Annotated in this window: 19 protein-coding genes and 1 pseudogene; 13 read left to right on the forward strand and 7 right to left on the reverse strand. The window is 59.4% G+C overall.

All coding sequences use genetic code 11. The annotated features are described in order from the left end of the window. Positions 1–33 precede the first annotated feature (33 nt). From BT179_RS11355 to BT179_RS11370, 4 genes are all read left to right on the forward strand, one after another. On the forward strand, positions 34–1,275 hold the full coding sequence (locus BT179_RS11355) for a bifunctional alpha/beta hydrolase/OsmC family protein (RefSeq protein ID WP_072431087.1): 1,242 nt from the start codon (positions 34–36) through the stop codon (positions 1,273–1,275). A gap of 10 nt (positions 1,276–1,285) precedes the next feature. Next, positions 1,286–2,038 carry an SDR family oxidoreductase gene (locus BT179_RS11360; protein WP_072431088.1) on the forward strand — a complete coding sequence of 251 codons (753 nt, stop codon included), beginning with the start codon at positions 1,286–1,288 and terminating at the stop codon, positions 2,036–2,038. A gap of 59 nt (positions 2,039–2,097) precedes the next feature. Then, positions 2,098–3,147 carry an alcohol dehydrogenase gene (locus BT179_RS11365; protein ID WP_072431089.1) on the forward strand — a complete coding sequence of 350 codons (1,050 nt, stop codon included), beginning with the start codon at positions 2,098–2,100 and terminating at the stop codon, positions 3,145–3,147. An 81-nt stretch (positions 3,148–3,228) separates the two neighbouring features. Further along, the gene (locus BT179_RS11370; RefSeq protein WP_218163089.1) at positions 3,229–4,122 is read left to right on the forward strand and encodes a DMT family transporter; all 894 of its coding nucleotides are present in this window, start codon (positions 3,229–3,231) and stop codon (positions 4,120–4,122) included. Between the two features lie 94 nt (positions 4,123–4,216). Here the strand turns inward: BT179_RS11370 and BT179_RS11375 are convergent, their stop codons facing one another. Both BT179_RS11375 and BT179_RS11380 read right to left on the reverse strand, forming a co-directional pair. Then, on the reverse strand, positions 4,217–5,098 hold the full coding sequence (locus BT179_RS11375) for a PhzF family phenazine biosynthesis protein (RefSeq protein WP_034138534.1): 882 nt from the start codon (positions 5,096–5,098) through the stop codon (positions 4,217–4,219). A 229-nt stretch (positions 5,099–5,327) separates the two neighbouring features. Further along, a complete protein-coding gene (locus tag BT179_RS11380) occupies positions 5,328–6,209 on the reverse strand; it encodes a LysR family transcriptional regulator (RefSeq protein ID WP_072431090.1) in 882 nt (293 codons plus the stop codon). Positions 6,210–6,331: 122 nt separating this feature from the next. On the opposite strand from BT179_RS11380, the gene BT179_RS11385 reads away from it, so the two are divergent. Genes BT179_RS11385 through BT179_RS11395 form a run of 3 tightly spaced genes read left to right on the forward strand, consistent with a single transcriptional unit; the run spans position 6,332 to position 8,037 of the window. Beyond that, entirely contained in the window at positions 6,332–7,051 is a 720-nt protein-coding gene (locus tag BT179_RS11385; protein ID WP_072431091.1) for an AzlC family ABC transporter permease, read from the forward strand. Beyond that, positions 7,041–7,361 (forward strand): AzlD family protein, encoded by a 321-nt coding sequence (locus tag BT179_RS11390; RefSeq protein WP_072431092.1) that lies wholly within the window; start codon positions 7,041–7,043, stop codon positions 7,359–7,361. Before BT179_RS11385 ends, BT179_RS11390 begins: the two co-directional genes overlap by 11 nt. A 34-nt stretch (positions 7,362–7,395) precedes the next feature. Further along, entirely contained in the window at positions 7,396–8,037 is a 642-nt protein-coding gene (locus tag BT179_RS11395; RefSeq protein ID WP_072431093.1) for a LysE family translocator, read from the forward strand. A gap of 511 nt (positions 8,038–8,548) precedes the next feature. Here BT179_RS11395 and BT179_RS11400 read toward each other — a convergent pair. After that, positions 8,549–9,667 (reverse strand): NADH:flavin oxidoreductase, encoded by a 1,119-nt coding sequence (locus tag BT179_RS11400; protein ID WP_072431094.1) that lies wholly within the window; start codon positions 9,665–9,667, stop codon positions 8,549–8,551. A 101-nt stretch (positions 9,668–9,768) separates the two neighbouring features. On the opposite strand from BT179_RS11400, the gene BT179_RS11405 reads away from it, so the two are divergent. Both BT179_RS11405 and BT179_RS11410 read left to right on the forward strand, forming a co-directional pair. Then, the gene (locus BT179_RS11405; protein WP_072391217.1) at positions 9,769–10,152 is read left to right on the forward strand and encodes a winged helix-turn-helix transcriptional regulator; all 384 of its coding nucleotides are present in this window, start codon (positions 9,769–9,771) and stop codon (positions 10,150–10,152) included. Between the two features lie 146 nt (positions 10,153–10,298). Next, a pseudogene (locus BT179_RS11410) lies at positions 10,299–10,612 on the forward strand (substrate-binding domain-containing protein); the annotation flags it as partial. A gap of 86 nt (positions 10,613–10,698) precedes the next feature. Here BT179_RS11410 and BT179_RS11415 read toward each other — a convergent pair. From BT179_RS11415 to BT179_RS11430, 4 genes are all read right to left on the reverse strand, one after another. Further along, on the reverse strand, positions 10,699–13,521 hold the full coding sequence (locus BT179_RS11415; RefSeq protein WP_072431095.1) for a M10 family metallopeptidase: 2,823 nt from the start codon (positions 13,519–13,521) through the stop codon (positions 10,699–10,701). A gap of 116 nt (positions 13,522–13,637) precedes the next feature. Next, entirely contained in the window at positions 13,638–14,963 is a 1,326-nt protein-coding gene (locus tag BT179_RS11420) for a TolC family outer membrane protein (RefSeq protein WP_072431096.1), read from the reverse strand. A 1-nt stretch (position 14,964) separates the two neighbouring features. Beyond that, positions 14,965–16,284, reverse strand: coding sequence for an HlyD family type I secretion periplasmic adaptor subunit (locus tag BT179_RS11425; protein ID WP_072431097.1), 1,320 nt, complete (start codon positions 16,282–16,284; stop codon positions 14,965–14,967). After that, positions 16,271–18,016: a type I secretion system permease/ATPase gene (locus tag BT179_RS11430; RefSeq protein ID WP_072431098.1), complete on the reverse strand. Its 1,746-nt coding sequence runs from the start codon at positions 18,014–18,016 to the stop codon at positions 16,271–16,273. Before BT179_RS11430 ends, BT179_RS11425 begins: the two co-directional genes overlap by 14 nt. A gap of 317 nt (positions 18,017–18,333) precedes the next feature. Between BT179_RS11430 and BT179_RS11435 the strand changes: the two genes are divergently transcribed. The 4 genes from BT179_RS11435 to BT179_RS11450 all read left to right on the forward strand — a co-directional run bounded on the left by BT179_RS11435 (position 18,334) and on the right by BT179_RS11450 (position 25,090). Next, entirely contained in the window at positions 18,334–19,098 is a 765-nt protein-coding gene (locus BT179_RS11435; RefSeq protein ID WP_072431099.1) for a substrate-binding periplasmic protein, read from the forward strand. Between the two features lie 126 nt (positions 19,099–19,224). Then, positions 19,225–20,478 carry a multidrug efflux RND transporter periplasmic adaptor subunit MexE gene (mexE, locus tag BT179_RS11440; protein WP_072391198.1) on the forward strand — a complete coding sequence of 418 codons (1,254 nt, stop codon included), beginning with the start codon at positions 19,225–19,227 and terminating at the stop codon, positions 20,476–20,478. Between the two features lie 14 nt (positions 20,479–20,492). Beyond that, a complete protein-coding gene (locus BT179_RS11445) occupies positions 20,493–23,672 on the forward strand; it encodes an efflux RND transporter permease subunit (protein WP_072391195.1) in 3,180 nt (1,059 codons plus the stop codon). Then, positions 23,669–25,090 carry an efflux transporter outer membrane subunit gene (locus BT179_RS11450; protein WP_072431100.1) on the forward strand — a complete coding sequence of 474 codons (1,422 nt, stop codon included), beginning with the start codon at positions 23,669–23,671 and terminating at the stop codon, positions 25,088–25,090. Before BT179_RS11445 ends, BT179_RS11450 begins: the two co-directional genes overlap by 4 nt.

Below are 25,090 nucleotides of genomic sequence, written 5' to 3' on the forward strand. Positions count from 1 at the left end.
ACGAATACTTCCCCATTCGTTGAGGATGAGAACATGCCAGATCAACGTTTTGACTTTCACGGAGCACTTGGAACAGTGCTGTCTGGACGAATTGAGCGTCCACAGACCACACCTCGTGGGTGGGCTATTTTTGCCCATTGTTTCACTTGTGGAAAGGAAAGCCTCGCGGCAGCGCGAATTGCACGAGCCCTTGCACTGAACGGGATTGGTGTACTGCGTTTTGACTTCGCAGGACTCGGGGGTAGCGAAGGAGAATTCGCTCACTCAACTTTCGCCGCTGATGTGGGTGATCTCATCGCCGCAGGCCGCGCCATGACTGAAGCAGGCCATCCTCCTTCATTACTGATTGGCCACAGTTTGGGTGGGGCGGCAGCGTTGAGTGCCGCCGCCGAAATGCCCTCCGTGCAAGCAGTGGCAACCATCGGTGCTCCTGCCGATGTGAAACATATCCTTCATCAGTTCGACAATGACGCTCTCGCGCAGATCGAGACAGAGGGCGAAGCGCAACTTCTACTGGGTGGTCGCCCTTTCACAGTACGCAAATCATTCGTAGACGACGCTCGACAGCAGAATCTGGAAGAGCGCATTGCCCAGATGGGCAAGCCGTTGTTGGTCTTGCATGCTCCTGGCGACAATGTGGTCGGAATCAACAACGCTTCAAGGATCTTCCTCGCGGCGCGCCACCCGAAGAGTTTTGTTTCGCTGGACGATGCCAACCATCTATTAACACGCCGGGCTGACTCGGACTATGCAGCATCAGTAATCGCTGCTTGGGCCGCCCGCTACCTGCCCAAATGGGTCGATGACATCGCCGATATCTCTACGGGCGAAGGTGTAACTGCAGAGGAGGCAGGAGCGGGATTGTTCCAGCTCAGATTGAGCACCGGCGCTCACCATTTGCTCGCGGATGAACCGAAATCCGTGGGAGGGCTCGCAAGCGGACTGTCACCCTATGAGCTCGTTTCTGCAGGTTTGGCGGCATGTACGGTTATGACCATGCGCATGTATGCCCGCCGCAAAGGAATTCCGCTCCAACGTGCCAGTGCCCACGTCACGCACGCCAAGCGAAACGACCAGTCACCTGCGGAACTTTTCACCCGTTCGATCACTTTGAACGGGCCTCTCGACGATGAGCAGCGCCGAAAGCTTCTGGCCATCGCCGATAGATGCCCCGTCGATATGACGCTGGTTCGCGGTTCAGACGTCAGCACTTCTCTAGTTGAGAGCGACGCTTTAGTGGATGACGAAGAACCCCTCATTAAGCCGATCTCCTGAGGAACTGAACATGAGACTACGAGGCAAAACTGCTTTGATCACTGGCGCAACCAGTGGCATTGGTCTGGCGACTGCACAGCTGTTTGTCGAAGAAGGAGCCCGGGTGGTCATTACTGGCCGAGACGCAGAACGTCTTAAACGGGTTGGAGCAGAACTGGGCGGCGCAGTGACAACGATTCAGGCCGATGTACGCAGCCTCAATGATATGCAACGCATGGCTCGAAAGGTTGCCGAGACGTTTGGTGAAGGTGGTTTGGACATTTTCTTCGGCAATGCTGGCGTGGCGTTCTCCACACCCCTGCTCACTACCGAAGAGGCTCGCTTTGACGAGCTTATGGCCGTCAACGTCAAAGGTCTGTTCTTCTCCATGCAAGCCATTACACCTGTGCTGCGTGACGGCGCCTCCGTTGTACTCAACTCGGCCTGGCTAAATGCGGTCGGCATGGGTGGTTTCTCTGCCTTGGCCGCGACCAAGTCAGCCGTACGGTCATTTGCTCGTTCGTGGTCATGCGAATTAATGGATCGAAAAATTCGCGTCAACGCCGTAAGCCCTGGTGCAGTAGACACGCCAATCTTCGAATTGGAAGGTGCCACGCCTGAACAATTGGCCGAGACAAAGCGGCAAATGGCGCTTCGAATTCCTGCTCGCCGCTTAGGGGATCCACACGAGATTGCCCAAGCCGTCCTGTTTCTTGCCAGTGATGAGTCGCGCTACATGTTGGGTGCGGAGATTGTTGTTGACGGGGGCTTCGCCCAGCTTTGAATCGATGAAGCGCTGAACCCACTCACGTCAAATCTGACCTACCCATAGGACACAAGACCATGAAAAATACTTACCAAGCAATGCAAGTGACCCGGCCTGGAGTCCTCGAAATGGTGGATCGCCCGATACCTACTCCATGTACCGGAGAGGTATTGATTGAAGTCGAAGCGTGCGGCATCTGTGGTGCCGACATAAGCGACATCGAAGGTGCAGATCCAACGCTGCAAGCACCACGGGTACCAGGTCATGAGGTGGTTGGCCGTATAAAGGCGCTCGGCGCTCACACCTCTTCCATCTGGAAGATTGGCCAACGCGTAGGGGTGGGCCGACTCGGCGGACACTGTAACGAGTGCGCCCAATGCCGTCAGGGCAACTTTCAACTTTGCCCTAACCAACATTTCGTTGGTGCTACCTGTGACGGTGGCTATGCCGAGCTGATGATCGCTCGCAGCAGCGGACTGGTGTCGATCCCCGACGAGCTCGACGCCGTGGAGGCCGCCCCGCTCCTCTGCGCAGGTATAGCGACCTTCAATGCCCTAAAAAAATGTGGTGCCAACGCGGGTGACACCGTGGCCATTCTTGGTATAGGAGGCCTCGGACACATGGCGCTCCAGTATGCGCGCCGCATGGGGTTTAGAGTCATCGCCGTGGGCCGAGGTCAAGACATTGCAGATGATGCGCTGGCATTGGGGGCGCATCTTTATATCGATACCAATAACGAAGATGCTGCAGCAACGCTCAACAGCTTGGGCGGTGCTCAGGCCATCGTCAGCACCGTCGGTCATCCCGACGCGGTGTCTGCGGTGGTGGGCGGATTGGCACCTCAAGGAAGGTTGATTCTGCTTGGAGCACACAAGTCACCCCTGCCCGTTTCGTCTGGACAGTTAGTCGTCGGCGAACGCAGTGTGTGCGGATCCCTCACAGGCACACCCTACGAAAATGAGCGCACCTTGGATTTCAGCGTGCTCACGGATGTACGTCCGAGAATCGAGGTCATGCCACTCGAACAAGCCAATGAGGCCTTTCAGAAGTTGAAGTCTGGTGAAGCCAAATTCCGGATTGTGTTGACTGTCGCAGGTGAAAGTGTGGCACAGAAAGGTTTGCCCTAAGCGTCATCGCTCTCGTGCGCTAACACCTAGCGCACATTGTCGCACTTGCGATTGCATTGAAATCGGTGATGGAGATTCAGAATGACGTTCAAGAGCTCAGGCCAGAGCACTGACACAGCGGCTAGCAACGCATCAGTCGCGCCTTTTATCGTTCTGATGACGAGCCTTGCAATGATTGCGTTCGCAGCCAACTCATTGCTCACCAGGGCAGCTTTTCAAACGACCGACATCGATGCGGCTTCATTCAGTGGCATCCGAGTGATATCGGGCGCACTGACATTACTGATAATTTTCCTGGCTCAGGGCGGAAGAATTAAACAGCTCAAAGCGCAGTGGTGGGCCGCAATCTTCCTGTTCACATATGTCGCCGCCTTTTCCTTCGCCTACCGTGACATCAGTACCGGCGCAGGCGCATTGATACTCTTTGCATCTGCACAAGTCCTTATGATTTCTTATGGGCTCCGGAGGGGGGAACGCACAAGCATCTTCGGGCTGTTCGTTGCTCTCGGCGGAATGATCGCTTTTCTCGCCCCATCCGCATCGGCACCACCTGCGTATGCTGCCGCGTTGATGGCGGTTGCAGGAATCGCGTGGGGCGCTTTCTCAGTGGCGGGAAAGGCTAACGAGTCTCCACTCGTCAAGACTGCGAGCAGTTTTCTTGGGGCAATTCCCTTTGCTGTTGTGCTCGTGCTTTACCAACATGATCATCTGCGTGTCGATACTACCGGGGCGTGGTATGCAGTGATTGCTGGAGGTTTAACATCAGCCGTTGGATACGCGATTTGGTATTGGGCACGGGTTCGAATGACCACTATTACTGCCGGGGCCGTTCAGCTTTCAGTTCCCATCTTGAGCATGGTACTTGGCGTTCTCATCCTCAGCGAGGACATCACAATGCTCAGCGGCATTTCGGCCTTAGTGACATTGAGCGGTGTCGCGTGGGTCTCATTGACCACCAAGCAAAAGAAACTCTGACGACGCACCGATACGGGTGTTCCCCCCCTTCTTTCAAAAGTTGGTGACGGTGATTAGGCATGCCCAGCCACCGGAGGTAGCTGGACACCGTTCATCAGCGAAGATTGATCAAGCCGTCAATACAGGTAACGGCTTCGCCTCCGACCTTGATGACCTCATCGCTCACTTCGAGATTGATGAAACCCGCGCGGCCCAAAATTTGACCCTGACTGGCTCGGAATTGACTGCCAAATGCTTCGGCCTGCCCGGTATGTCGGATAAAAGCCGCCATGGCTCCGTTTCCACTGCCGCAAACGGGATCTTCGCTAACACCGCAAGCTGGAGCAAAAGCGCGTATTTCTACATCTGCAGTGCCGTCAACCGGGTACTTGCCGAACACAATTACCCCAGTTGCTCTATCGCGTAGATTGCTTACCTTCATACTCTGCAAATCAGGCTTATTCGCAATCACCTGCTGAGCACTGGCGAGCTGGACGACAACCCAACGTGCACCGACGTCAACAAGAACAGGTGGATACTCACGTGATATGGATGTGCCCAAACAGGCCTCCAATTCATCAATACGTTGAGCATCAAATGGCTCGAATTTCGGATGGGGGAGCTCAAACGAGATTAACTGCTTTCCGGCCTCGTCAATGGTGACATCAAGCCGCACCAACCCAGCACCGCATTCTTGAACGACGACGCCGTCGGTGGGAACGATGGCGCCGGCCTCTATAAGAGCGTGTGCGGTGCCGATAGTGGGATGGCCCGCGAACGGGAGCTCTGATCCAGGCGTGAAAATGCGAACGCGATAATCGGCCTGCTCTTGAGTTTTCGGTAATACGAAAGTGGTTTCGGAAAGGTTCGTCCAATTGGCAATCTGTTGCATCTCGGCGTCCGACAGCCCCTTCGCATCGAGAACGACTGCCACAGGGTTACCTTTGTATCGCTCGAAAGTGAACACATCAACTTGCTTAAAACTGACGCTGTGCATGATTGGTCGTCCAATAGGGTTGAGAGTCACTGAATTTTAGTTTCCTACCCTTTTTGGATACAGCTACAGTCAGCACATTGATTTATGAGTACAATTCAAAGCCCCTCATGTGCATATCTTTTAAATATCCTGCTAGGTACAGCAAATAGCACCGAAGAGTCGAATTATTCTATCTGAGCGAAGTAATTTGCCCAGAGCCCCCGTCATGTCTGTCAGTTCAAAGCCCGATTTATTTAGCTCGTTCAACACATAGAGGATCTCTTAGGGAACCCACGATCTCATCGTACAGCGTATCCACGGCACGAGATCCCTTTGAATCCCGGCTCCGCATCAGCACGACTTCAATTACCGGAAGCTCGGGTAAACCTTGCCGCGCATCGAGCATCTTTAGAGTGGGAGGAAGGCTGCACCGCGTAAGCACAGCAACTGCCATTCCGCTTTGAGCAGCAGCTATTTGCCCGCTGACATTAGGACTGTTGTAGACAACTCGATACTCACGTTGCTGAGCCTCAAGCGCTGCCAGTATCTCGGTACGCAACCGTCCGCCTAATTCATGCACTGCAATCGGTAGCGGGCTGCGCTTCCAGATCTCGTGCTGTTCAGCGGCGCCCCACACCAAGGCTTCCCTGAAGAGCAACTCACCACGTGAAGGTGCATCACGGGTCACCAGCGCCAAATCGATTTCACCTCGATCAACCTTTGCCAGCAGCGCTGTGGACTCTTCACACACCAACGTGACCTCGACCTCACCGAAGCGCGCAGCAAAGTGCCTGAGCACCGGCACCAGGTACGGCACTGCATAGTCGTCAGGAACGCCAAAAGACACCCGCCCGGAAAGAGCCCCACCATGCATAGCAAGCACCAGGGTCGAGTGAGACGCTAGTAACTTGCGCGCATGGCCCAGCAGATCGAAGCCAGCGGGCGTCAGAGACAGTTGCCTAGGCTCGCGGTTGAGCAACGGGCGACCGATGCTATCTTCTAGCTTCTTTAATTGCATGCTCACCGCTGACTGCGAGCGCGATACCTGTCGCGCCGCCGCCGTCATGGAACCGGTATCAACCACCGCCAGGAAGGTTCGTAGCCAGTCAATCTGCAAATCCTTGGAGTGCATCACTAAACCTTAGCAATTCGAAACTCGAATGGCGATTATAAAACTTATTCGCTTTTCTTGGATCGCTCAGCGCCCCCAAAATGGCGCCTGAATAGAGGTACAACCTGATCCAGTGAGGTGGAATGGTGTTAAGTGTCGATGCAAGCTCCGTAGAGTTGGATAAATACGAAATATGGAGCGGCTTCAAACAGCTCTTGCCGATCTCCATGTTCGTTGTGGTCTTTGCGATTGCCTTCGGGCTTGCTGCCGCGCAGACAGGGCTGAGCGAAGCGTCAACTCTTCTAATGAGTATTCTGGTATTCGCTGGCGCAGCACAATTTGCAGTGCTTGACCTCTGGGGTCAGCACGTCCCGGTAATACCGTTGGTGATCACGGTATTCGCGATCAATGCCCGCCATCTGTTGATGGGAGCAACCCTGTACCCCTGGTTACGCGAACTACCACGCGCCAAGCGTTACGGCGTGATGATGGTGGTTTCCGACGCCAACTGGGCGATGTCGATGCAGGCGTTCAACAGCGGCAAGCGAGGCATGGGACTGCTGTTTGGGGGCGGTCTTGCGCTGTGGTCGGCTTGGTCGCTTGGCAGTTGGCTGGGGCTGAAGTTTGGAAGCGTCATTCAAAACCCAGTGAGTCTGGGCCTCGACATGGTGATGGGCTGTTTTCTTCTCGCGATGGTGCTCGGAGGCCAAAAAAACCTGCGCATGTTGATCATCTGGAGTGTGGCGGCCGCAGCGTCCTTATCGGCCTACTTGTATTTGCCTGAAAACAGTCACGTTGTTACTGGAGCATTGGCCGGCGGTTTACTGGGCGCCTTCTGGCCGGAGAAAAAGAATGAGCATTGAAACTTCAGGCTTCGGCACGCTGTACATCATTCTGATCATGGCAATTGTCACGCTCGCCACCCGGTGGGGCGGCGTATTCGTGATGTCATTTGTGCCCATCAACTACCGGGTGCAGCAATTCATCAGTGCCATGTCCGGATCGGTACTGGTGGCGGTGCTGACACCGATGGCAATTACGGGTGATAACGGCGCGCGACTCGCATTGCTAACGACCGCCATCGTGATGCTAACACTGCACAAATCTCTTCCGGCGATTGCAGCCGGGATTTTGATGGCAGCATTGTTCAGGCAGCTTCAGGTCGTCTTGTAATATGCCCCCTCTCAACCACCTATGGACATGAAATATGGATCCGCACTCAGTTTTGGCTTTTACCCTAGTCGCAGCGATTGCCATCGCAAGCCCTGGCCCTGCGACCGTTATGGCGATCAATAACAGTTTGGCATTTGGGCCGCGTTATGCCGTATGGTCATCATTGGGCAACGCTTGCGGATTGTTCTGCTTATCGGCTGCTGCGGTGTCTGGCTTGGGCGCCCTGCTCGCAAGCTCCGAATGGATGTTCAATGCGGTGAAAGTCCTGGGTGCCGGTTACCTCTTATATCTGGGCGTGAAGCAGTTGTTCAACAAGCATCCAATCCTCATTCAGGAAGTGCAGCCGGATGGCAAAGCGATTACACCGTCACGTATGAAACTCTACAAGTCGGCTTTCCTGACCGCCGTCACCAATCCTAAGGCAACGATATTCTTTACCGCCCTGTTCCCGCAGTTTATTAACAAGGACGTCGCGCTGCTGCCACAATTCCTGCTACTCACCTTCATCTTCATGGGTTTGTCGCTGGCTTCATTGAGCGTTTATGCCGCCGCTGCGGCTCAGGTCAAAAGTGTACTGACCCGCCCAGCACTCTCCATATGGATCGGCAGGCTCGTAGGCTCAGCATTCATCTGCTTCGGCGCTGCCATTTTGACGGTACGCCGCCCAGTTTCTTGAGATAAACCTGCGCCTTTGGCCTAGCTTAGCTGGGCCGCTCGGAGGCCGGCTAAGACACTGCGCAACAGTCCGCTTTTGGCCGAGGCTGTGTAAAAACGCTTTTGAGCGCGGCAGGTACTCAAAATAGAACTGAAAATTACATTGCCACCCCAGTCCGTGTCAGGAATCGTCATTCGTGATCGCTCGTGTACGGCATAGGATTAGGGGCAAAATTGGGGGCACATCAAGACTTTTTCAAACTGAAACTACCGTCCTAGAGCCAAGTCAAAATGTTCTTTGGGGACCCGGACAGCTTGTGACGCTCCATGGCCTGCGCGTAAACGCCCGGGCCACAGGCTGCAAGAGAATCCTATTCACAGGTGTTGAGTGGCCTCAACGTGTTCAACCATTAACAGTCAGGGCACACTCGACAACGGGTCACGGTCTCGACCTCGCAACATCCGAGGCCAGACCGCTGCTGTCTTCAGGCTAGGACCTTTGTGGCGTCACGCTCTCCACCGCCCGATGAGGCTCAAACCAATTCAGCCAAAGATGCCGGATTGAAGCCCTTCAGGCCTGCGTAATCGCCTTTTTCCACTTTGGCGACCCAATCCATGTCACTCAGCAGGACACGCCCTACGGCGATCAGATCGAACTCTTCGCGCTCCATGCGTTCAACGAGCCGATCCAGGCTGGCCGGGAGCGATCCCTCGCCGGCAAAAGCGTGAGTGACATCGTTATCCAGCCCGACCGAACCGACGCTGATGGTCGTGGCTCCCGTGACCTTCTTCGCCCACCCCGCGCAGTTCAGCCCGTTCTCACCGTCAATGTCGGGAAACTCAGGTTCCCAGAAACGTCGCTGCAAGCAGTGCAGGACGTCGACACCGGCCTCGACCAGTGGCAGCAGCCAGTCCTCCATCACTGCGGGTGTCTCAGCGATGCGCACGCCGTAGTCCTGCTGCTTCCACTGGCTGACACGCATGATGATCGGGAATTCAGGACCCACCGCCTGACGAACAGCAGACACGATCTCGCTGGCAAAGCGCGAGCGTTCCTTGATGGACGGGCCGCCGTAGCGGTCGGTGCGCAGATTGCTGCCAGACCAGAAAAACTGGTCGATCAGATAACCATGGGCTCCGTGGATCTCCACGGTATCGAAGCCCAGTCGCTTGGCATCTGCTGCGGCCTTGGCGAACGCTGCTACCGTGTCGGCAATGTCCTCTTCACTCATCGCCACGCCACGCGGATCACCTGGCGAAACGAGGCCCGAAGGGCTCTCCACTGGCGCATCCGGCTCCCAGTCGTTGATGTAACGCGTGGAACCGGTGTGCCAGATCTGTGGGGCCATGCGTCCGCCCGCGCCGTGGACCGCATCGATCACGTTTTTCCATCCCGCCAGCGCCGCGTCGCCATGAAAAAATGGGATGCCGCCATCATTACGCGATGCCGGACGATCGATCACGGTGCCTTCCGACAGAATCAGCCCGACACCTCCTTCTGCTCGTCGCCGGTAATAGGCAGCACTCGCTTCACTCGGAATGCCATCGGGTGAGAACAGACGCGTCATGGGTGCCATGACAATACGATTCTTCAGTTCGAGCGACCGGATGGAAAAAGGACGGAATAAGATGCTGGTATCGGGGATCGACATCGGATGGACTCCATTTGTTTTCGGAGGCCATAAAGTATATTTTGTAAACCTGATGTCAATTAGGCACTTAAAGTCGCCTTGGTATACATGAGGAAACTTCGATGCTGGAATTGAAGCCGCAATGCTTTTCGTCGGAGTGCCCAAGCCGGGCGCTGTTCGACCAGATCGCGGACAAGTGGTCAATGATGGTTTTGGCGGTGCTCGATGACGGACCGCATCGCTTCAACGCCATCAAGCGCCGCCTGGAGGGCGTCACCCAGAAGGCACTGACACAGTGCCTGCGGCGACTGGAACGAAATGGTCTCGTCTCGCGCCAGATCATTTCGTTCTCACCTGTGGCGGTGCAGTATGAGATCACCCCACTGGGTCAAACGCTGCAGCAGCCATTTCGCGAACTGCATAAATGGACGCTCGACAAATTACCCGAGGTCGAAGCGGCCCGGTCGAAGTTCGACGAGGCCGCGGAGCAAAAGCCGGCGGTGTGATTGCCGAGTGACTTGTCACCACTGCCCATCTGCAACGCATGACTTCGCAGACTTGCCTGCGGTATCCCTGAACCTGCCAACCGCTACATCAAGTGCCAGATTTCACTCTCGCAGCAGGGGAAATTTCCGGATCGTGGCCCGGAAGTGGCCATGAAACAGCCGCCCTTGATCGGCACATCATCGAGGGCTGCCCTCAATTCGACATCCTGATCTGCGGCAACGACCGCATCGCCTTTTGCGCCTATTGCTGCTGGGCCGTGGCCTGAAGATCCGCGGCTATGTGCCCGTGCTTGGCTACGACCACATGATCGGCATCGCCGATCGCTCATCCCCGCTCCTGATCCACGGTACGACTGCCGTACTACGAGATCGGTCGAAAAGCGGCCCGGCATCTGATCGAGACCCTGCAAGTCGCGGGGCCCCAGTGGATGGCCCATTGGTGATCAGGGCGTCGCTATAAGCCAGGCCCTGCCGGCTCCGTACTTCACGCGACGCTGTCCAACTGCTCGCAACGGATCGATGGTTGGCAGGCACTTGAATCGTTTGTCAGGCAACCAGATCGTTGGTACCGAAGGTATTGACCCCCACCAGCTGAATCTCGAAATCCGCGTCCAGGTCGTCGTTGAGGTTGCCGTAGAGCACGTGATCAACGAAGCGCAACTGCCCGGCGCCGCTGAAAACGTTCGAACCTATGAAGTTGAATGGGTTGTCTGCCGTGGTCAGGATATTGGCATCCAGTTTTGACAGGTCAAGTTTGTCGCCCTGCAGGCTGTTGAAGTCGAGGATGACATCGCGAATACCTCCGGTGCCCAACTCGTTCAACGCATCGAAGACGAATCGATCAGCGCTCTCTCCGCCCGTCAGTAGATCCGTGCCCAGCCCACCGATCAACGTGTCGGCGCCCGCGCCGCCATTGAGCTGATCGTTGCCTGCACCGCCGTTCAGCACGTTGTTGCCGGCATTACCTGCCAGCACGTTGTCCAGGGCGTTGCCGGTGCCATTGATTGCGGCAGTGCCAGTCAGCGTGAGGTTTTCCAGATTCGTTACCAGGGTGTAGCTGACAGACGAGAGGACGCCATCGATTTCCGTCAGAGAGGCACTTGCCTCGGTGATCGTATCAGCGACATTGTCAACCACGTAGACGTCATTGCCGGCCCCGCCATCCAGGATATCCGCACCGCCCAGGCCATTGAGCACGTTATCGGCGGCATTACCGATCAGGCTGTTGTCCAGGGTATTGCCGACAAGGTTGAGCTCAGCCGTGCCGAGCAACTGGCCGTCCTCGACGTTGGCCGACAGGGTGTAGCTGACCGCGGTGAGGATCACGTCCCGGCCTGCACCGGCAAGTTCGATAACCTTATCACCCAGGTTGTCGACGACGTAGCTATCGTTTCCCTCGCCTCCGACCAGCGTATCCAGCCCAACCCCGCCGTCCAAAACGTTGTCGCCGACGTTGCCGGTCAACACGTTGTTCTGGGCATTGCCAGTGCCGCTGATAGCCGCCGTACCGAGCAACGTCAGATTCTCCAGGTTTGCGCCCAGGGTCCAGTTCACCGCAGAAAGCACCGTGTCGATTTCGCTGGCCAGGGTGCTGGTTTCGCTGATGATGTCACCGAGATTATCGACCACATAAATGTCGTTGCCCGTATCTCCGATGAGCGTGTCGATACCGCTACCGCCGCTCAGAGAGTTGGCACCCGCATTGCCGGTGATGCGGTTGTTCAGCCCGTTGCCGGACGCGCTGATGGAAGCGGCGCCGATCAGCGTAAGGTTTTCCAGGTTCGCTCCCAAGCTGTAGCTGACGGACGAGAGGACGCCATCGATTTCCGTCAGAGAGGCACTTGCCTCGATGATCGTATCAGCGACATTGTCAACCACGTAGACGTCACTGCCGGCCCCGCCGTCCAGGATATCCGCACCGCCCAGGCCATTGAGCACGTTATCGGCGGCATTACCGATCAGGCTGTTGTTCAGGGTATTACCGACGCCGTTGATAACCGCCGAACCTAGCAGTGTCAGGTTCTCCAGGTTTGCGCCCAGGGTCCAGCTCACAGCAGACAGCACCGTGTCGATTTCGCTGGCCAGGGTGCTGGCTTCGCTGATGACATCACCGCTGTTGTCGACCACATAAATGTCGTTGCCGGTGCCTCCGATGAGCGTGTCGATACCGCTACCGCCGCTCAGAGAGTTGGCACCCGCATTGCCGGTGATGCGGTTGTTCAGCCCGTTGCCGGACGCGCTGATGGAAGCGGCGCCGATCAGCGTGAGGTTTTCCAGGTTTGTTCCCAGGCTGTAGCTGACGGACGAGAGGACGCTATCGATTTCCGTCGGTGACGCACTGGCCTCGGTGATCGTATCAGCGGCGTTGTCAACCACGTAGATGTCGTCGCCTGCACCGCCAATCATGGTGTCGTTGCCAGCAAGACCATTCAGAATGTTGCTCAGCGCATTACCTATCAGGGTATCGTCATTGACTGAGCCGACTGCGTTTTCGATCTTGGCGCCGTAAGCGATCGCCAATCCTTCATTAAATGCTTCCTGGGTATTCAGGTTCAGAAAAGCCTTGCCGATTTTGCTGAACTGTCCTTCATTGAGGTCGATACGGACCGCTGCCGCCTGATTGCTTGCGTCGATGGTATCAATGCCACCAGCGTCCCAGATAGTCTCGAAAACCGACTGGTCAGCGGTCCAGCGATAGTTGTTATCGCCCGTCTGCCAAAGCATGTTGGCGCCATAGAGGCTTTGGATCGCCGCAATATCGAGCAGCATGGGCGAGGTGGGTTCATAGGAATACGCGTTGCCGTAACTCATGATCGTATAACGAACATCGTCGTACTGATCTGCAAGCACCGTGTTGTTTGTCAGCCCTTGGGAGAACGGATGTTTCAAACCCAGCGCATGACCGATCTCATGCATAAACGTCAGGTAGTCGTAGGTGCCCGGGGTGGGAGCCGGCTCGTTGGTCACCGGTCCGATCCAGACATCCCCTGCGGCGGCGCTTTGCCCGGGGAAATAGCCCCAGGCGGCGGTGTCGGAATCCATCCAGGAATAGCCGCCAAAGCGCAAGTCACCGACATTCGTGGAGGTTTCGCTCACTTGGGTGAACTTGATATTGGCAACCGAGCTCCACTCGGCGAGCGAGCCGACAACGGCGGTTTTCTGCGCTGACGTCAGGGCATAGCTAGCACCGTACTCGTTTTCGTCGCTGTAGGAGCGGGAGAATAAAGAGCCGATGTTTATGAAACTGTATGTCAGGGACGTGCCACTGCTCGTGCCTGACCAGTAGGTGCCATAGATCAAGCTATCGATTTGCGCATTGCCCGTCAGCTTTGCAGATAAAACAGGTGAATAACCGAGTGGACTAGGCATGCGAAACTTCCTGTGTGCAAACCTGCAGCCCTTCTTGGATGGGGCCGCAGCAAGAGATCATGATGTGGAATGGCGGCATTGATATCATCTAGCCATTGTTTTTTCAAATTTTGACGCTATTTACTTGGCGCAACAAGCCACTCGTTGGCCTTGCGAATATCCCCGTCCCCCAGCCTTCCGCTCCAGCGGTGCAGCACCAGTAGGCTGGTAACGAACCGGTACTGGGACTGGTAGAAATCACGCCGTGCACGAAACTCATCCTTGATGCTGTCCAGCACATCGACGGCGTTCTTGACGCCATAACCGAAGGCTTTTTCCGTGGCCGTCCGTGACTTCTCGGCGGACTCCAGCGCGCGGCGTGTCGCCTTGATCCGGCTGAGTTCGGCCATCATGCCGAGGTAAGCCGTGCGGGTTTCCTTGACCACCTGGCGCCTCAGCGCCTCCAGCTCTTGCTGGGCGACCTCCCTGTCGCTCTCGGAACTCGATACCCGGGCGCTGGTGGAGCCGCCACTGTAGAGAGGGACCTGCAAATCGAGGGAGGCAACGAGATTGTCCGAGCGTGGCGTCAACGCGCCCTCATAGCCGATATCACTGCGCTGCGCGGTCAGGTTCAGGCCCAGGCGCGGCAAATGGCCCGCCTTGGCTTCGCCGATGGCGGCCTCGGCGGCACGGATATTGTGCTCCCGGGCATGCAAGGCCGGGTTGCTGTCCAGGGCCATCCGTATCCAATCGTCCGGGGTCTGCGGCGGCAGAGTGAAGGCTGGGTTGTCGCCGATACGCTTGAGAGGTTCCTGGACGTCCCGCCCCACCAATTCGGAAATGGCTTCGCGGCTGACCTGGACCTTGTTGCCGGCCTCGATCTCGTCGGCCTTGAGCGCATCCACTCGCGCCTCAAGGTCGAGGGTATCGGTCACCATCGCCATCTGGCGTGCATACAGCGCCTTGATCCGCTTGAGGTTGCGCTCGGTGGCAGCCAGTTCGCTGCGCACCAGGGACAGTTCATCCTCCGCCGCCAGCACGGCGAAGTAGCGTTCGGACAAGTCGATGCTGGACTGCACCTGGGTGTCGTCGGATTCGTACTGGCTTTTCTGGGCCAGCTCGACGTACTTCTGATAACTGCGCCAGACCTGCGGGTCGTAGAGCACCTGATTGAGTACCACGGCCATGCGTTTGCCGTTGTACTGGATTCGCCCCAGGTCATCGTCCCGCCGGCTGCGGTTGACACTGCTGCTGGCATTGAGCTGCGGCAGCAAGCGGCCCAAGGCCGCCCGCTCATTGCCGTCACCGCTACGAGTCAGGGCCTGTGCCCGCAGGATACGGGGATCGGCCCCTTGCGCCTCCTGGTGCAGTTGCCAAAGATCGACATAAGGCAGCGCCGCTTCAGTGTCAGCCAAGGCGCTCATCGACACGGCGAGCAGGCCGATCGCGATCAGAGACTTCATGTCAGTCCTCGATCAACGAACGGGCAAATGCATTGCTGGCGGGCTGCATCAAGTACTGCAACAGCGTCCGCTCCCCGGTATTGAGCAGCACTTCGACCGGCATGCCCGGCACCAGGGTTAGGCTGCCCAGCGTGCGACGCCCATTGTCTGTCAGCGCCACCCGCGCCAGGTAGTAGGCCGCACCGGTGTCCTTGTTGGTCAGGCGGTCAGCGGACAGCTGCACCAGTTGCCCTTCGATCACCGGCGTGGTGCCACTCTTGAACGCACTGAAACGCATGCTCGCCAGCTTGCCGAGGGCGATGCGATCGATGTCCATGGGCGAAACCTGCGCCTCGACGATCAGTTCTTCGTTGGCCGGGACGATATCCAGCAACGCAGTGCCCGGGCTGACCACCGCGCCCAGGGTGTGCACCGTCATGCCCATGACCATGCCCGACTCAGGCGCGACGATGTCAGTGCGCTGGTCGCGGTCCTGCAGGGTGGCGAGGCGCTCGCGCAACTCATACACCTTGCTCCGTGTGTCACCCAGCAGGCCTGCCACCTCACTGGCGAAGGTTTTCTTCAATTGCAGTATCTTCAGCTTCGCTTCGTCGGCATGGACGCGTGCCTGGGCAATCCCGGACTGGCTTTCGGCGATTTCGGCCCGCAGGCGCGACAGGCTGCGTTCCTGTTCCCGCAGGCGCTGCTTGTCCACGTAGCCTTCGGCGAGCAAGGCCCGCAAATCGACAATCTCTTCTTCATAGGACGCCGCCAGCGCCTGCTTGCTGGCGATGATGTTCTTGAGTCCGCGAATCTGTTCCTCGATCTGGCCGATCGTCGTCTCTTGCAGGCCGACTTCGCCCAGCAGCGAGGTCCGTCGCGTCTGGAAGATCCGTGCTTCGCTGTCCCGAGCTTCGCGCACGCGCGGGTCGGAGGGGTCAAGGGAGTGCACGGCGACGGGCTCGGGCAGCCCGTCCCGCTCAGCTTCGAGGCGGGCCTGCAGTTCAAGCGCCGCCACCAACTGGCTGCGCATGGCTTCCATTTCCGAACGTGCCTGGGTGTTGTCCAGCACCATCAGCACATCGCCGGCTTTTACCAGGTCGCCGTCATGCACCCGCAGTTCCCGCACGATGCCGCCTTCCAGGTGCTGTACGGTCTTGCGGTAGCTCTTGACCGTGACCACCCCCGGGGCCAGAGCCGCGCTGTCCAGGGGCGCCAGGGTGGCCCAGCCGCCGAACAGGCCAAAGATGACCAGCAGCATCAGATACCCGATGCGCCGTGCCGGAGCGTCATCGATCGGCAGTGCGGACATGTCGACGGATGAGGACTTATTGCTTGGCATAAAGGTGCTCATCCGCTTCTTTCGATGGGGTCGTCGCCTGCTGGGCGGCGGGGGCAGCGCCCCGCAACCGTGCCAGGACCGGGTCGCGCGGCCCGAACAGGCTCAACTCGCCCTGGTTGAGGACCAGCAGCTTGTCTACCTGCGCCAGCACACCTGAGCGGTGCGTGATGACAAACACCGTGGCACGGCTCTGCCTGAGTTTGTGCAACGCCTCGGCAAGCATTTTTTCCCCGGCGTCGTCCAGGTTGGAGTTCGGCTCATCGAGCACCACCAGGCGTGGCTCACCGTACAAGGCGCGAGCCAGGCCGATGCGTTGCCGCTGGCCGCCGGACAATCCGCCGCCATTGGCGCCGATCACGGTGTCGTAGCCGTCGGGCAATTGCAGCACCAGCTCATGGACGCCCGCCATGCGCGCGGCGGCGACCACTGCTGGCGCATTGGCCGGGCCAAAGCGTGAGATATTCTGGCTGATGGAGCCCTCGAACAATTCGATGTCCTGAGGCAGATAGCCGATATATTGGCCCAACTCCTCCCGGCGCCATTGGCTGATGTCTGCACCGTCCAGGCGCACGGTGCCGGCCTGGCCTGGCCAGATACCCAGCAACGCCCGGGCCAGGCTGGACTTGCCGGCGCCGCTGGGACCGATGATGCCCACCGCTTCGCCGGCGGACACCTGGAAACTCAAACCCCGGACAACCGGCTTGCGGCTGCCCGGCGCACTCACCGAAAGCCCCTCGACGCGAATCGCCCCTTCGGGCGCGGGTAACGACATGCGTTCTGGCTCAGCGGCCACCTCGATCAGCAGCGTCTGCAACCGGGCATATTGCGAGCGTGCTCCCAGAAAGCCTTTCCACACGCCAATCAACTGGTCGATGGGCGCCAACGCCCGCCCCAGCAGAATGGAACCGGCGATCATCATCCCCGAGGAAATTTCATGGGTAATCGTCAAATAGGCCCCCAACCCCAGCACCAGGGACTGGAGGACCTGGCGGAACGTCCTGGACACCGCGGCAATGCTCGCCGCGCGATCACTGGCCAGACTCTGCAAGGCCAGGACCCGATGGATGCGCTCGTTCCACTGCTGGCGCAGGCTGGCGAGCATGCCCATGGACTCCACCACCTCGGCATTGCGCAGGCTCTTGGCGACAAAGGCGCTGGCGACCATCTGCTCACGATTGGCCGTCTGCAACGGCCCACGGGTCAGTTGCTCGTTGGCGAAGGCCAGTGCCCCCAGCAGCAACGCGCTCAATAGTCCCATCCAGCCGTACCAGGGGTGGAACATGAACATGACCGCCAGGTAGATCGGGATCCAGGGCGCATCGAAAAACGCAAACAGACCGTTTCCGGTCAGGAACTGGCGCAACGCGCTCAGGTCGCTCAGCGGCTGGCCCGAAGCGTTCATCCCGCTGCTATTGAGGGCCTGCTTGAAACTGGCGTCGAACAGACGCTGGCCCAGCAGCGTGTCCAGACGCGTACTGACGCGCACCATGATCCGCGAACGAACCCACTCCAGCCCGCCCATGGTGGCCATCAGCAGCAACATGATCAGCGTCAGCATCAACAAGGTCGACAGACTGGCGCTTCCTACAGCGCGGTCATACACCTGCAACATGTAGAACGACGGAACCAGCATCAGCAGGTTGACGAAAAAACTGAAAAAACCAACGGAGAGGAAACTGCCTCTGCATACGGCAAGGGCGCCTTCCAGATCGGTCTTCGGGTGGGCTGACATGGTTCGTTACCTGGGCCGGCTTGGGGCTGACTGCAAAAACGTGGGGGACCGGTACCCGGATGCTTGTGATTTTTCAGCAGGGCACTGCCGACGCATCCGGGCAAAAAGGGTCTACGGCGGCATATCGGCGGCGGCAGATATTTCTGAAGGGGCGGCTCCCGAGGAAATCGTCAACGAATGCAAGCCGGCAGTGCTCCCCTGGACTACCCTGTCTTCAGGATGTGCTGCATTGCACATATTCATCGTGCGCAAGGCGCTGTTTCACCCACCCGCGCGACGTAGAATGGCGCCGCCTTTCATGCCTGAAGTAATCGATCATGAGCCGGATCACCTGCGTGTCGAATGCTCGCGCCAAAGTGCTTTGCCGGCTTAGCCTGTTGCTGACATTGCTGGGCTTGTGCACTGCGCATGGCGCCCCTCTGCCCATCGAACTGCACATCCTCGATGCGCCTCCACTGACCTTCGTCGACGACCCCAAGGGGCATGGCATCGTTGGCGATATCGCCATTGAGGCGATGATCCGCGCCGGCTATGCGGTGAAAATCCATGTCTTGCCCTGGGCCCGGGCACAAAAACATGTCAGCGAGGAGGAGGATCAGATGATCGCCCCGCTGTCGCGCATCCCCGTGCGGGAGGATCGCTTTACCTGGATCGCCCCGATCATGTCGATGGAGCGGGCGTTCTTCACCCTCGACCGGCAAGTGACCAGCTTTGCCCAGGCCAGGGAGACCTTCCGCAAGATCGGTGTCGGCCTGGGAAGCGCCCAGGAGGCGATCCTGCGTGCCGAGGGGTTCGACGACGATCAGATCTACACGCTGACCATCGGCGACAACCCCGCTCAGATGCTCCTGATGGGACGCATCGATGCCTGGTTCAACGGCGTCCCGGAAAGCCGCTACATCTGGCCCAAGGTGTCCGACCGCAAGCTTTTGATGAGCTCGGTGGGCAGCAGCGCCGACATCTACCTGGCCTGCTCCAGGAAGTGCTCGGCCAAGATGGTGAGAGACTTGCGCCAGGCCGTCGAAGCGATGCGCCAGGACGGCACCTTCAGCCGTGTACAGGCGATCTATCAGCCCCGGTAATGCCTGCGGGACCGAAGCCAGGCTTATATCATTCCGGATGATAGTTATCTTTGCTTCATTCGATTCGTTCCGTTGCATCCCGCCACGCATCATCCGCCCATTCTCAATACATTGGCGGAGCTATCCATGGAACATTCACTTTCAAAATTGCGTTTTCCCCTCGCACTGTTGGCAGTGCTGGTGATAAGCGCCTGTGGCAAGACTCCCGATACCGCGGCTTCCATGCCGGCCGCCAAGGTGAGTGTGGCCAAGGTGCTGGAACAACCGGTCAACGAATGGGACGAGTTCACCGGACGCCTCGAGGCACCGGAGACTGTCGAGATTCGTCCGCGGGTTTCCGGTCAGATCGACGAAGTGGCCTTCACCGAAGGCGCGCTGGTCAAGAAAGGCGACCTGTTATTCCAGATCGATCCTCGTCCCTTCCAGGCCGAAGTCCGGCGCCTCGAGGCCCAGCTGGCCCAGGCCCGCGCCACGGCCACCCGTAGCGAGAACGAAGCCCAGCGTGGCGAACGCCTGCGTCAGAGCAATGCCATTTCCGCCGAGCTGGCTGACTCGCGCACCAGTGCCGCCGCCGAGGCCCGTGCCGCCGCAGCGGCCATCCAGGCGCAACTGGACCTGGCCAAGCTGAACCTGAGCTTCACCCGCGTCACCGCGCCCATCAGCGGCCGCGTCAGCCGGGCGGAAATCACCGCCGGCAACCTGGTCACCGCCGACGTCACCCGGCTCACCAGCGTGGTTTCCACCGACAAGGTGTATGCCTACTTCGACGCCGACGAGCGAGTCTTCCTCAAATACACCCAACTTGCCCGCCAGGGCCAGCGCGGCCAGGCCACGCCGGTCTACATGGGCTTGTCCAACGAGGACGGCAACCCGCACCTGGGCCAGATGAACTTCATCGACAACCAGGTCAACCCGCAGACCGGCACCATCCGCGGTCGCGCCGTGTTCGACAACAAGGACGGCGCCTATACCCCAGGCCTCTATGCCCGGCTCAAGCTGGTGGGCAGCGGCACCTACTCCGCCGTGCTGATCAACGACGAAGCCGTGGGCACCGACCTGGGCAAGAAATTCGTCCTGGTGATGGATGCCGACAACAAGCCTGCGTATCGCGCCGTCGAGCTCGGACCGAAGATCGAAGGCCTGCGCATCGTGCGCAACGGCCTGAGCAAGGACGACACCATCATCGTCAAGGGCTTGCAGCGGGTTCGCCCGGGATCGCCGGTCACACCTGAAACCATACCGATGGCCAGCGAAGAAACCCTCGCCGCCCTGGCGCAACATCGCAAAGCGCTCGAAGCCAGCAATCTGCCCCAGGTCGCGCCGTCCAAGGCGACAAACGGAACGGCGGGCAAACTGGCCGCTGCGACTCCACGCGGTTAAGGAACTGAACCAAGATGAAATTTTCCCAGTTCTTCATTTCACGGCCGATCTTCGCAGCGGTACTGTCGCTGCTGATCCTGATCGCCGGCGCCATTTCGCTGTTCCAGTTGCCGATCAGCGAATACCCTGAAGTCGTGCCGCCGACCGTGGTGGTGCGGGCCAACTTCCCGGGCGCCAACCCCAAGGTCATCGGCGAAACCGTGGCCGCTCCCCTGGAGCAGGCCATCACTGGTGTCGAGAACATGCTCTACATGTCCTCGCAGTCCACCGCCGACGGCAAGATCACCCTGACCATCACCTTCGCCCTGGGCACCGACCTGGACAACGCCCAGGTGCAGGTGCAGAACCGCGTCACCCGGACCGAGCCCAAGCTGCCGGAAGAAGTGACCCGGATCGGCATCACGGTGGACAAGGCTTCGCCCGACCTGACGATGGTCGTGCACCTGACCTCGCCGGACAAACGCTACGACATGCTCTACTTGTCCAACTATGCCCTGCTCAACATCAAGGACGAGCTGGCACGCCTGGGCGGCGTGGGTGACGTGCAACTGTTCGGCATGGGTGACTACTCCCTGCGGGTCTGGCTGGATCCGAACAAGACCGCCTCGCGCAACCTGACCGCCACCGACGTGGTCACCGCGATCCGCGAACAGAACCGCCAGGTGGCCGCCGGTGCCCTGGGCGCTCCGCCAGCCCCCAACGCCACGGCCTTCCAGCTTTCGGTCAACACCCAGGGGCGCCTGGTGACCGAGGAAGAGTTCGAGAACATCATCATTCGCTCCGGCGAGAACGGAGAGATCACTCGCCTGAGAGACATCGCGCGGGTGGAACTGGGCTCCAGCCAATACGCCCTGCGCTCGCTGCTGGACAACCAGCCGGCGGTGGCCATCCCGATCTTCCAGCGGCCAGGCTCCAACGCCATCCAGATTTCCAACGATGTTCGCGCCAAGATGGACGAATTGAAGAAGGGTTTCCCCGCCGGGATGGACTACAGCATCGTCTATGACCCGACGATCTTCGTGCGCGGCTCCATCGAAGCGGTAGTCCATACCCTCTTCGAAGCGCTGATCCTCGTGGTGCTGGTGGTGATCCTGTTCCTGCAGACCTGGCGCGCCTCGATCATCCCTCTGGTGGCGGTACCGGTGTCGCTGATCGGTACGTTCGCCGTGATGCATCTATTCGGCTTCTCGCTGAACGCGCTCTCGCTATTCGGCCTGGTACTGGCCATCGGTATCGTGGTGGACGACGCCATCGTGGTGGTGGAGAACGTCGAACGGAACATCGGCCTGGGCCTCACGCCCGTGGAGGCCACCAAACGCGCCATGGGCGAAGTGACCGGTCCGATCATCGCCACGGCCTTGGTACTGTGTGCGGTCTTCGTTCCCGCGGCGTTCATCAGCGGCCTGACCGGGCAGTTCTATAAGCAGTTCGCCCTGACCATCGCCATCTCCACGGTGATCTCGGCGTTCAACTCCCTGACCTTGTCACCGGCCCTGGCAGCGGTACTGCTCAAGAGCCACGACGCGCCCAAGGACCGTTTCTCCAGGTTCCTGGACCGCATCCTCGGCAGCTGGCTGTTCCGCCCGTTCAACCGCTTTTTCGACCGTGCCAGCCACAGCTACGTGGGCGCCGTGGGCCGCGTGATCCGCAGCAGCGGCATCGCCCTGTTCGTCTACGCCGGCCTGATGGTGCTGACGTTCTTCGGTTTCTCCAGCACGCCCACCGGTTTCGTGCCAGGCCAGGACAAGCAGTACCTGGTGGCCTTCGCGCAACTGCCGGATGCCGCGAGCCTGGACCGCACCGAAGATGTGATCAAGCGCATGTCCGACCTGGCCCTCAAGCAACCCGGCGTCGAAAGCGCGGTGGCCTTCCCTGGCCTGTCGATCAACGGGTTCACCAACAGCCCCAATGCCGGCATCGTGTTCGTGACCCTCAAGCCTTTCGACGAGCGCAAGGACCCGAGCCAGTCGGCCGGTGCCATTGCCGGCGCCCTGAACGGGCAGTACTCGGAAATCCAGGAAGCCTATATGGCGATCTTCCCGCCGCCGCCGGTACAGGGGCTGGGTACGATCGGCGGTTTCCGCCTGCAGATCGAGGACCGGGGCAACCTCGGTTACGACGAGCTGTACAAGGAAACCATGAACATCATCACCAAGAGCCGCAGCGTGCCGGAACTGGCCGGCCTGTTCACCAGCTACACCGTGAACGTGCCCCAGGTCGACGCCGCCATCGACCGTGAGAAAGCCAAGACCCACGGCGTGGCCGTCAGCGACATCTTCGACACCCTGCAGATCTACCTGGGTTCGCTGTATGCCAACGACTTCAACCGCTTCGGCCGTACCTACCAGGTCAACGTCCAGGCCGAGCAGCAGTTCCGTCTCGAATCGGACCAGATCGGCCAGCTCAAGGTGCGCAACAACCGTGGGGAGATGATTCCACTGGCCACCTTCATCAAGGTCAGCGATACCTCGGGGCCGGACCGCGTGATGCACTACAACGGTTTCATCACTGCGGAAATCAACGGCGCGGCCGCACCGGGCTACAGCTCCGGCCAGGCGGAAAAGGCCATCGAGAAACTGCTCAAGGAAGAACTGCCCAACGGCATGACCTACGAGTGGACCGACCTGACCTACCAGCAGATCCTCTCGGGCAACACCGCGCTGTTCGTGTTCCCGCTCTGCGTGCTGCTGGCGTTCCTGGTGCTCGCGGCGCAGTACGAAAGCTGGAGCCTGCCGCTGGCGGTGATCCTGATCGTACCGATGACCCTGCTGTCGGCCATTACCGGAGTGATCCTGTCCGGTGGCGACAACAACATCTTTACCCAGATCGGCTTGATCGTACTGGTGGGGCTTGCATGCAAGAACGCGATTCTGATCGTCGAGTTCGCCAAGGATAAACAGCTGGAAGGCATGAACCCGCTGGCGGCGGTCCTGGAAGCCTGCCGTCTGCGTCTGCGGCCGATCCTGATGACCTCCTTCGCCTTCATCATGGGCGTGGTGCCCCTGGTGTTCTCCAGCGGCGCCGGCGCGGAAATGCGTCATGCCATGGGTGTGGCGGTGTTCTCCGGGATGCTGGGCGTAACCTTCTTCGGCCTGCTGCTCACGCCGGTGTTCTATGTACTGATCCGCAACTTCGTCGAACGCAGCGAGGCCCGCAAGGCGGCCCGGGCTTTGAAACTGGAGGCGCAACAATGAGTTTGAAAGCGTTCGTTCCGAGCTTGCTGGCCCTGGCGCTCAGCGCCTGCGCGGTGGGCCCGGACTACAAGGCACCACAGACCGAGGCGGCGAATATCATCACCGCCACCGAAGGTGCCGCCGGCCAGAAGAACTTCGACCGGGCCCGTTTCGAAGGCATCTGGTGGCAGCAATTCGATGACCCGACACTCAATGCGCTGGTGAGCCGGTCCCTGGAAGGCAACCGCGAGCTGCGCGTAGCCTTCGCCCGCCTGCGGGCAGCCCGGGCGATTCGCGATGACGCCAGCAACGACGTCATGCCGACCATCACCAGCCGAGCCAGCAGCAACCTGGGCAAGGGCCAGATTCCCGGGCAAACCACCGACCGGGTCAATACCGAGCGCTATGACCTGGGCCTGGACATGGCCTGGGAGCTGGACCTGTTCGGACGCATCCAGCGCAACCTGGAAGCCACCGATGCCGACCAGCAGGCCGCCGAAGCCGATCTCTATCAGCTGCAGGTGACCATGATCGCCGAGTTGGTGGACGCCTATGGGCAACTGCGCGGCGCTCAACTGCGGGAAAAGATCGCCCTGGCGAACCTCGAGAACCAGCAAGCCTCACGCAAGATCACCGAAAGCCTGCGCGATGCCGGCGTCGGCGATCAGCTCGACGTGGTACGCGCCGATGCGCGCCTGGCCTCGGTGGAAGCCAGCGTGCCGCAGCTGCAGGCCGAGCAGGTCCGCCAACGCAACCGCATCGCCACCTTGCTGGGCGAACGCCCGGACAAGCTGAGCGTCGACCTGAGCCCCAAGGAGCTGCCCGCCATCGCCAAGGCCCTGCCCATCGGCGATCCGGGTGAACTGCTGCAACGGCGTCCGGACATCCTGAGCGCCGAACGCCAGCTGGCGGCTGCCACGGCGCGCATCGGCGTCGCCAAGGCCGACCTGTTCCCTCGGGTCAGCCTGAGCGGTTTCCTCGGCTTTACCGCCGGGCGCGGCTCGCAGATCGGCTCCTCGGCGGCCAACGCCTGGGCATTGGGGCCGAGCATTACCTGGGCCGCCTTCGACCTGGGCAGCGTGCGGGCCCGCCTGCGCGGTGCCAATGCCGAAGCGGAAGGCGCCCTGGCGTCCTACGAACAGCAAGTGCTGCTGGCCCTGGAGGAATCGGAAAACGCATTCAGCGACTACGGCAAGCGCCAGCAACGCCTGATCTCGCTGATTCGCCAGAGCGAATCGAGCCGCGCCGCCGCCGACCTGGCCGAAATCCGCTATCGCGAAGGCACCGTGGACTTCCTCGTGCTCCTCGACGCCCAGCGTGAACGCCTGGCCGCCGAAGACACCCAGGCCCAGGCCGAAGTGGATCTGTATCGCGGCATCGTCGCGATCTACAAGGCCCTGGGCGGTGGCTGGCAACCGGAAACCGTCGCCAGCAACTGA

This window comes from Pseudomonas sp. NFACC43 (assembly GCF_900119645.1).
GTDB lineage: Bacteria > Pseudomonadota > Gammaproteobacteria > Pseudomonadales > Pseudomonadaceae > Aquipseudomonas.

Bases quoted from the DNA above. Each gene is read 5' to 3' on its own strand.
- BT179_RS11405 (WP_072391217.1), top strand. From the start codon at position 9,769: ATGCTGGAATTGAAGCCGCAATGCTTTTCGTCGGAGTGCCCAAGCCGG.
- BT179_RS11400 (WP_072431094.1), bottom strand. From the start codon at position 9,667: ATGTCGATCCCCGATACCAGCATCTTATTCCGTCCTTTTTCCATCCGG.
- BT179_RS11375 (WP_034138534.1), bottom strand. From the start codon at position 5,098: ATGCACAGCGTCAGTTTTAAGCAAGTTGATGTGTTCACTTTCGAGCGA.
- BT179_RS11380 (WP_072431090.1), bottom strand. From the start codon at position 6,209: ATGCACTCCAAGGATTTGCAGATTGACTGGCTACGAACCTTCCTGGCG.
- BT179_RS11420 (WP_072431096.1), bottom strand. From the start codon at position 14,963: ATGAAGTCTCTGATCGCGATCGGCCTGCTCGCCGTGTCGATGAGCGCC.
- BT179_RS11450 (WP_072431100.1), top strand. From the start codon at position 23,669: ATGAGTTTGAAAGCGTTCGTTCCGAGCTTGCTGGCCCTGGCGCTCAGC.
- BT179_RS11445 (WP_072391195.1), top strand. From the start codon at position 20,493: ATGAAATTTTCCCAGTTCTTCATTTCACGGCCGATCTTCGCAGCGGTA.
- BT179_RS11355 (WP_072431087.1), top strand. From the start codon at position 34: ATGCCAGATCAACGTTTTGACTTTCACGGAGCACTTGGAACAGTGCTG.
- BT179_RS11365 (WP_072431089.1), top strand. From the start codon at position 2,098: ATGAAAAATACTTACCAAGCAATGCAAGTGACCCGGCCTGGAGTCCTC.
- BT179_RS11360 (WP_072431088.1), top strand. From the start codon at position 1,286: ATGAGACTACGAGGCAAAACTGCTTTGATCACTGGCGCAACCAGTGGC.
- BT179_RS11385 (WP_072431091.1), top strand. From the start codon at position 6,332: ATGGTGTTAAGTGTCGATGCAAGCTCCGTAGAGTTGGATAAATACGAA.
- BT179_RS11390 (WP_072431092.1), top strand. From the start codon at position 7,041: ATGAGCATTGAAACTTCAGGCTTCGGCACGCTGTACATCATTCTGATC.
- BT179_RS11435 (WP_072431099.1), top strand. From the start codon at position 18,334: ATGAGCCGGATCACCTGCGTGTCGAATGCTCGCGCCAAAGTGCTTTGC.
- BT179_RS11430 (WP_072431098.1), bottom strand. From the start codon at position 18,016: ATGTCAGCCCACCCGAAGACCGATCTGGAAGGCGCCCTTGCCGTATGC.
- BT179_RS11415 (WP_072431095.1), bottom strand. From the start codon at position 13,521: ATGCCTAGTCCACTCGGTTATTCACCTGTTTTATCTGCAAAGCTGACG.
- BT179_RS11395 (WP_072431093.1), top strand. From the start codon at position 7,396: ATGGATCCGCACTCAGTTTTGGCTTTTACCCTAGTCGCAGCGATTGCC.
- BT179_RS11370 (WP_218163089.1), top strand. From the start codon at position 3,229: ATGACGTTCAAGAGCTCAGGCCAGAGCACTGACACAGCGGCTAGCAAC.
- BT179_RS11425 (WP_072431097.1), bottom strand. From the start codon at position 16,284: ATGCCAAGCAATAAGTCCTCATCCGTCGACATGTCCGCACTGCCGATC.
- mexE (WP_072391198.1), top strand. From the start codon at position 19,225: ATGGAACATTCACTTTCAAAATTGCGTTTTCCCCTCGCACTGTTGGCA.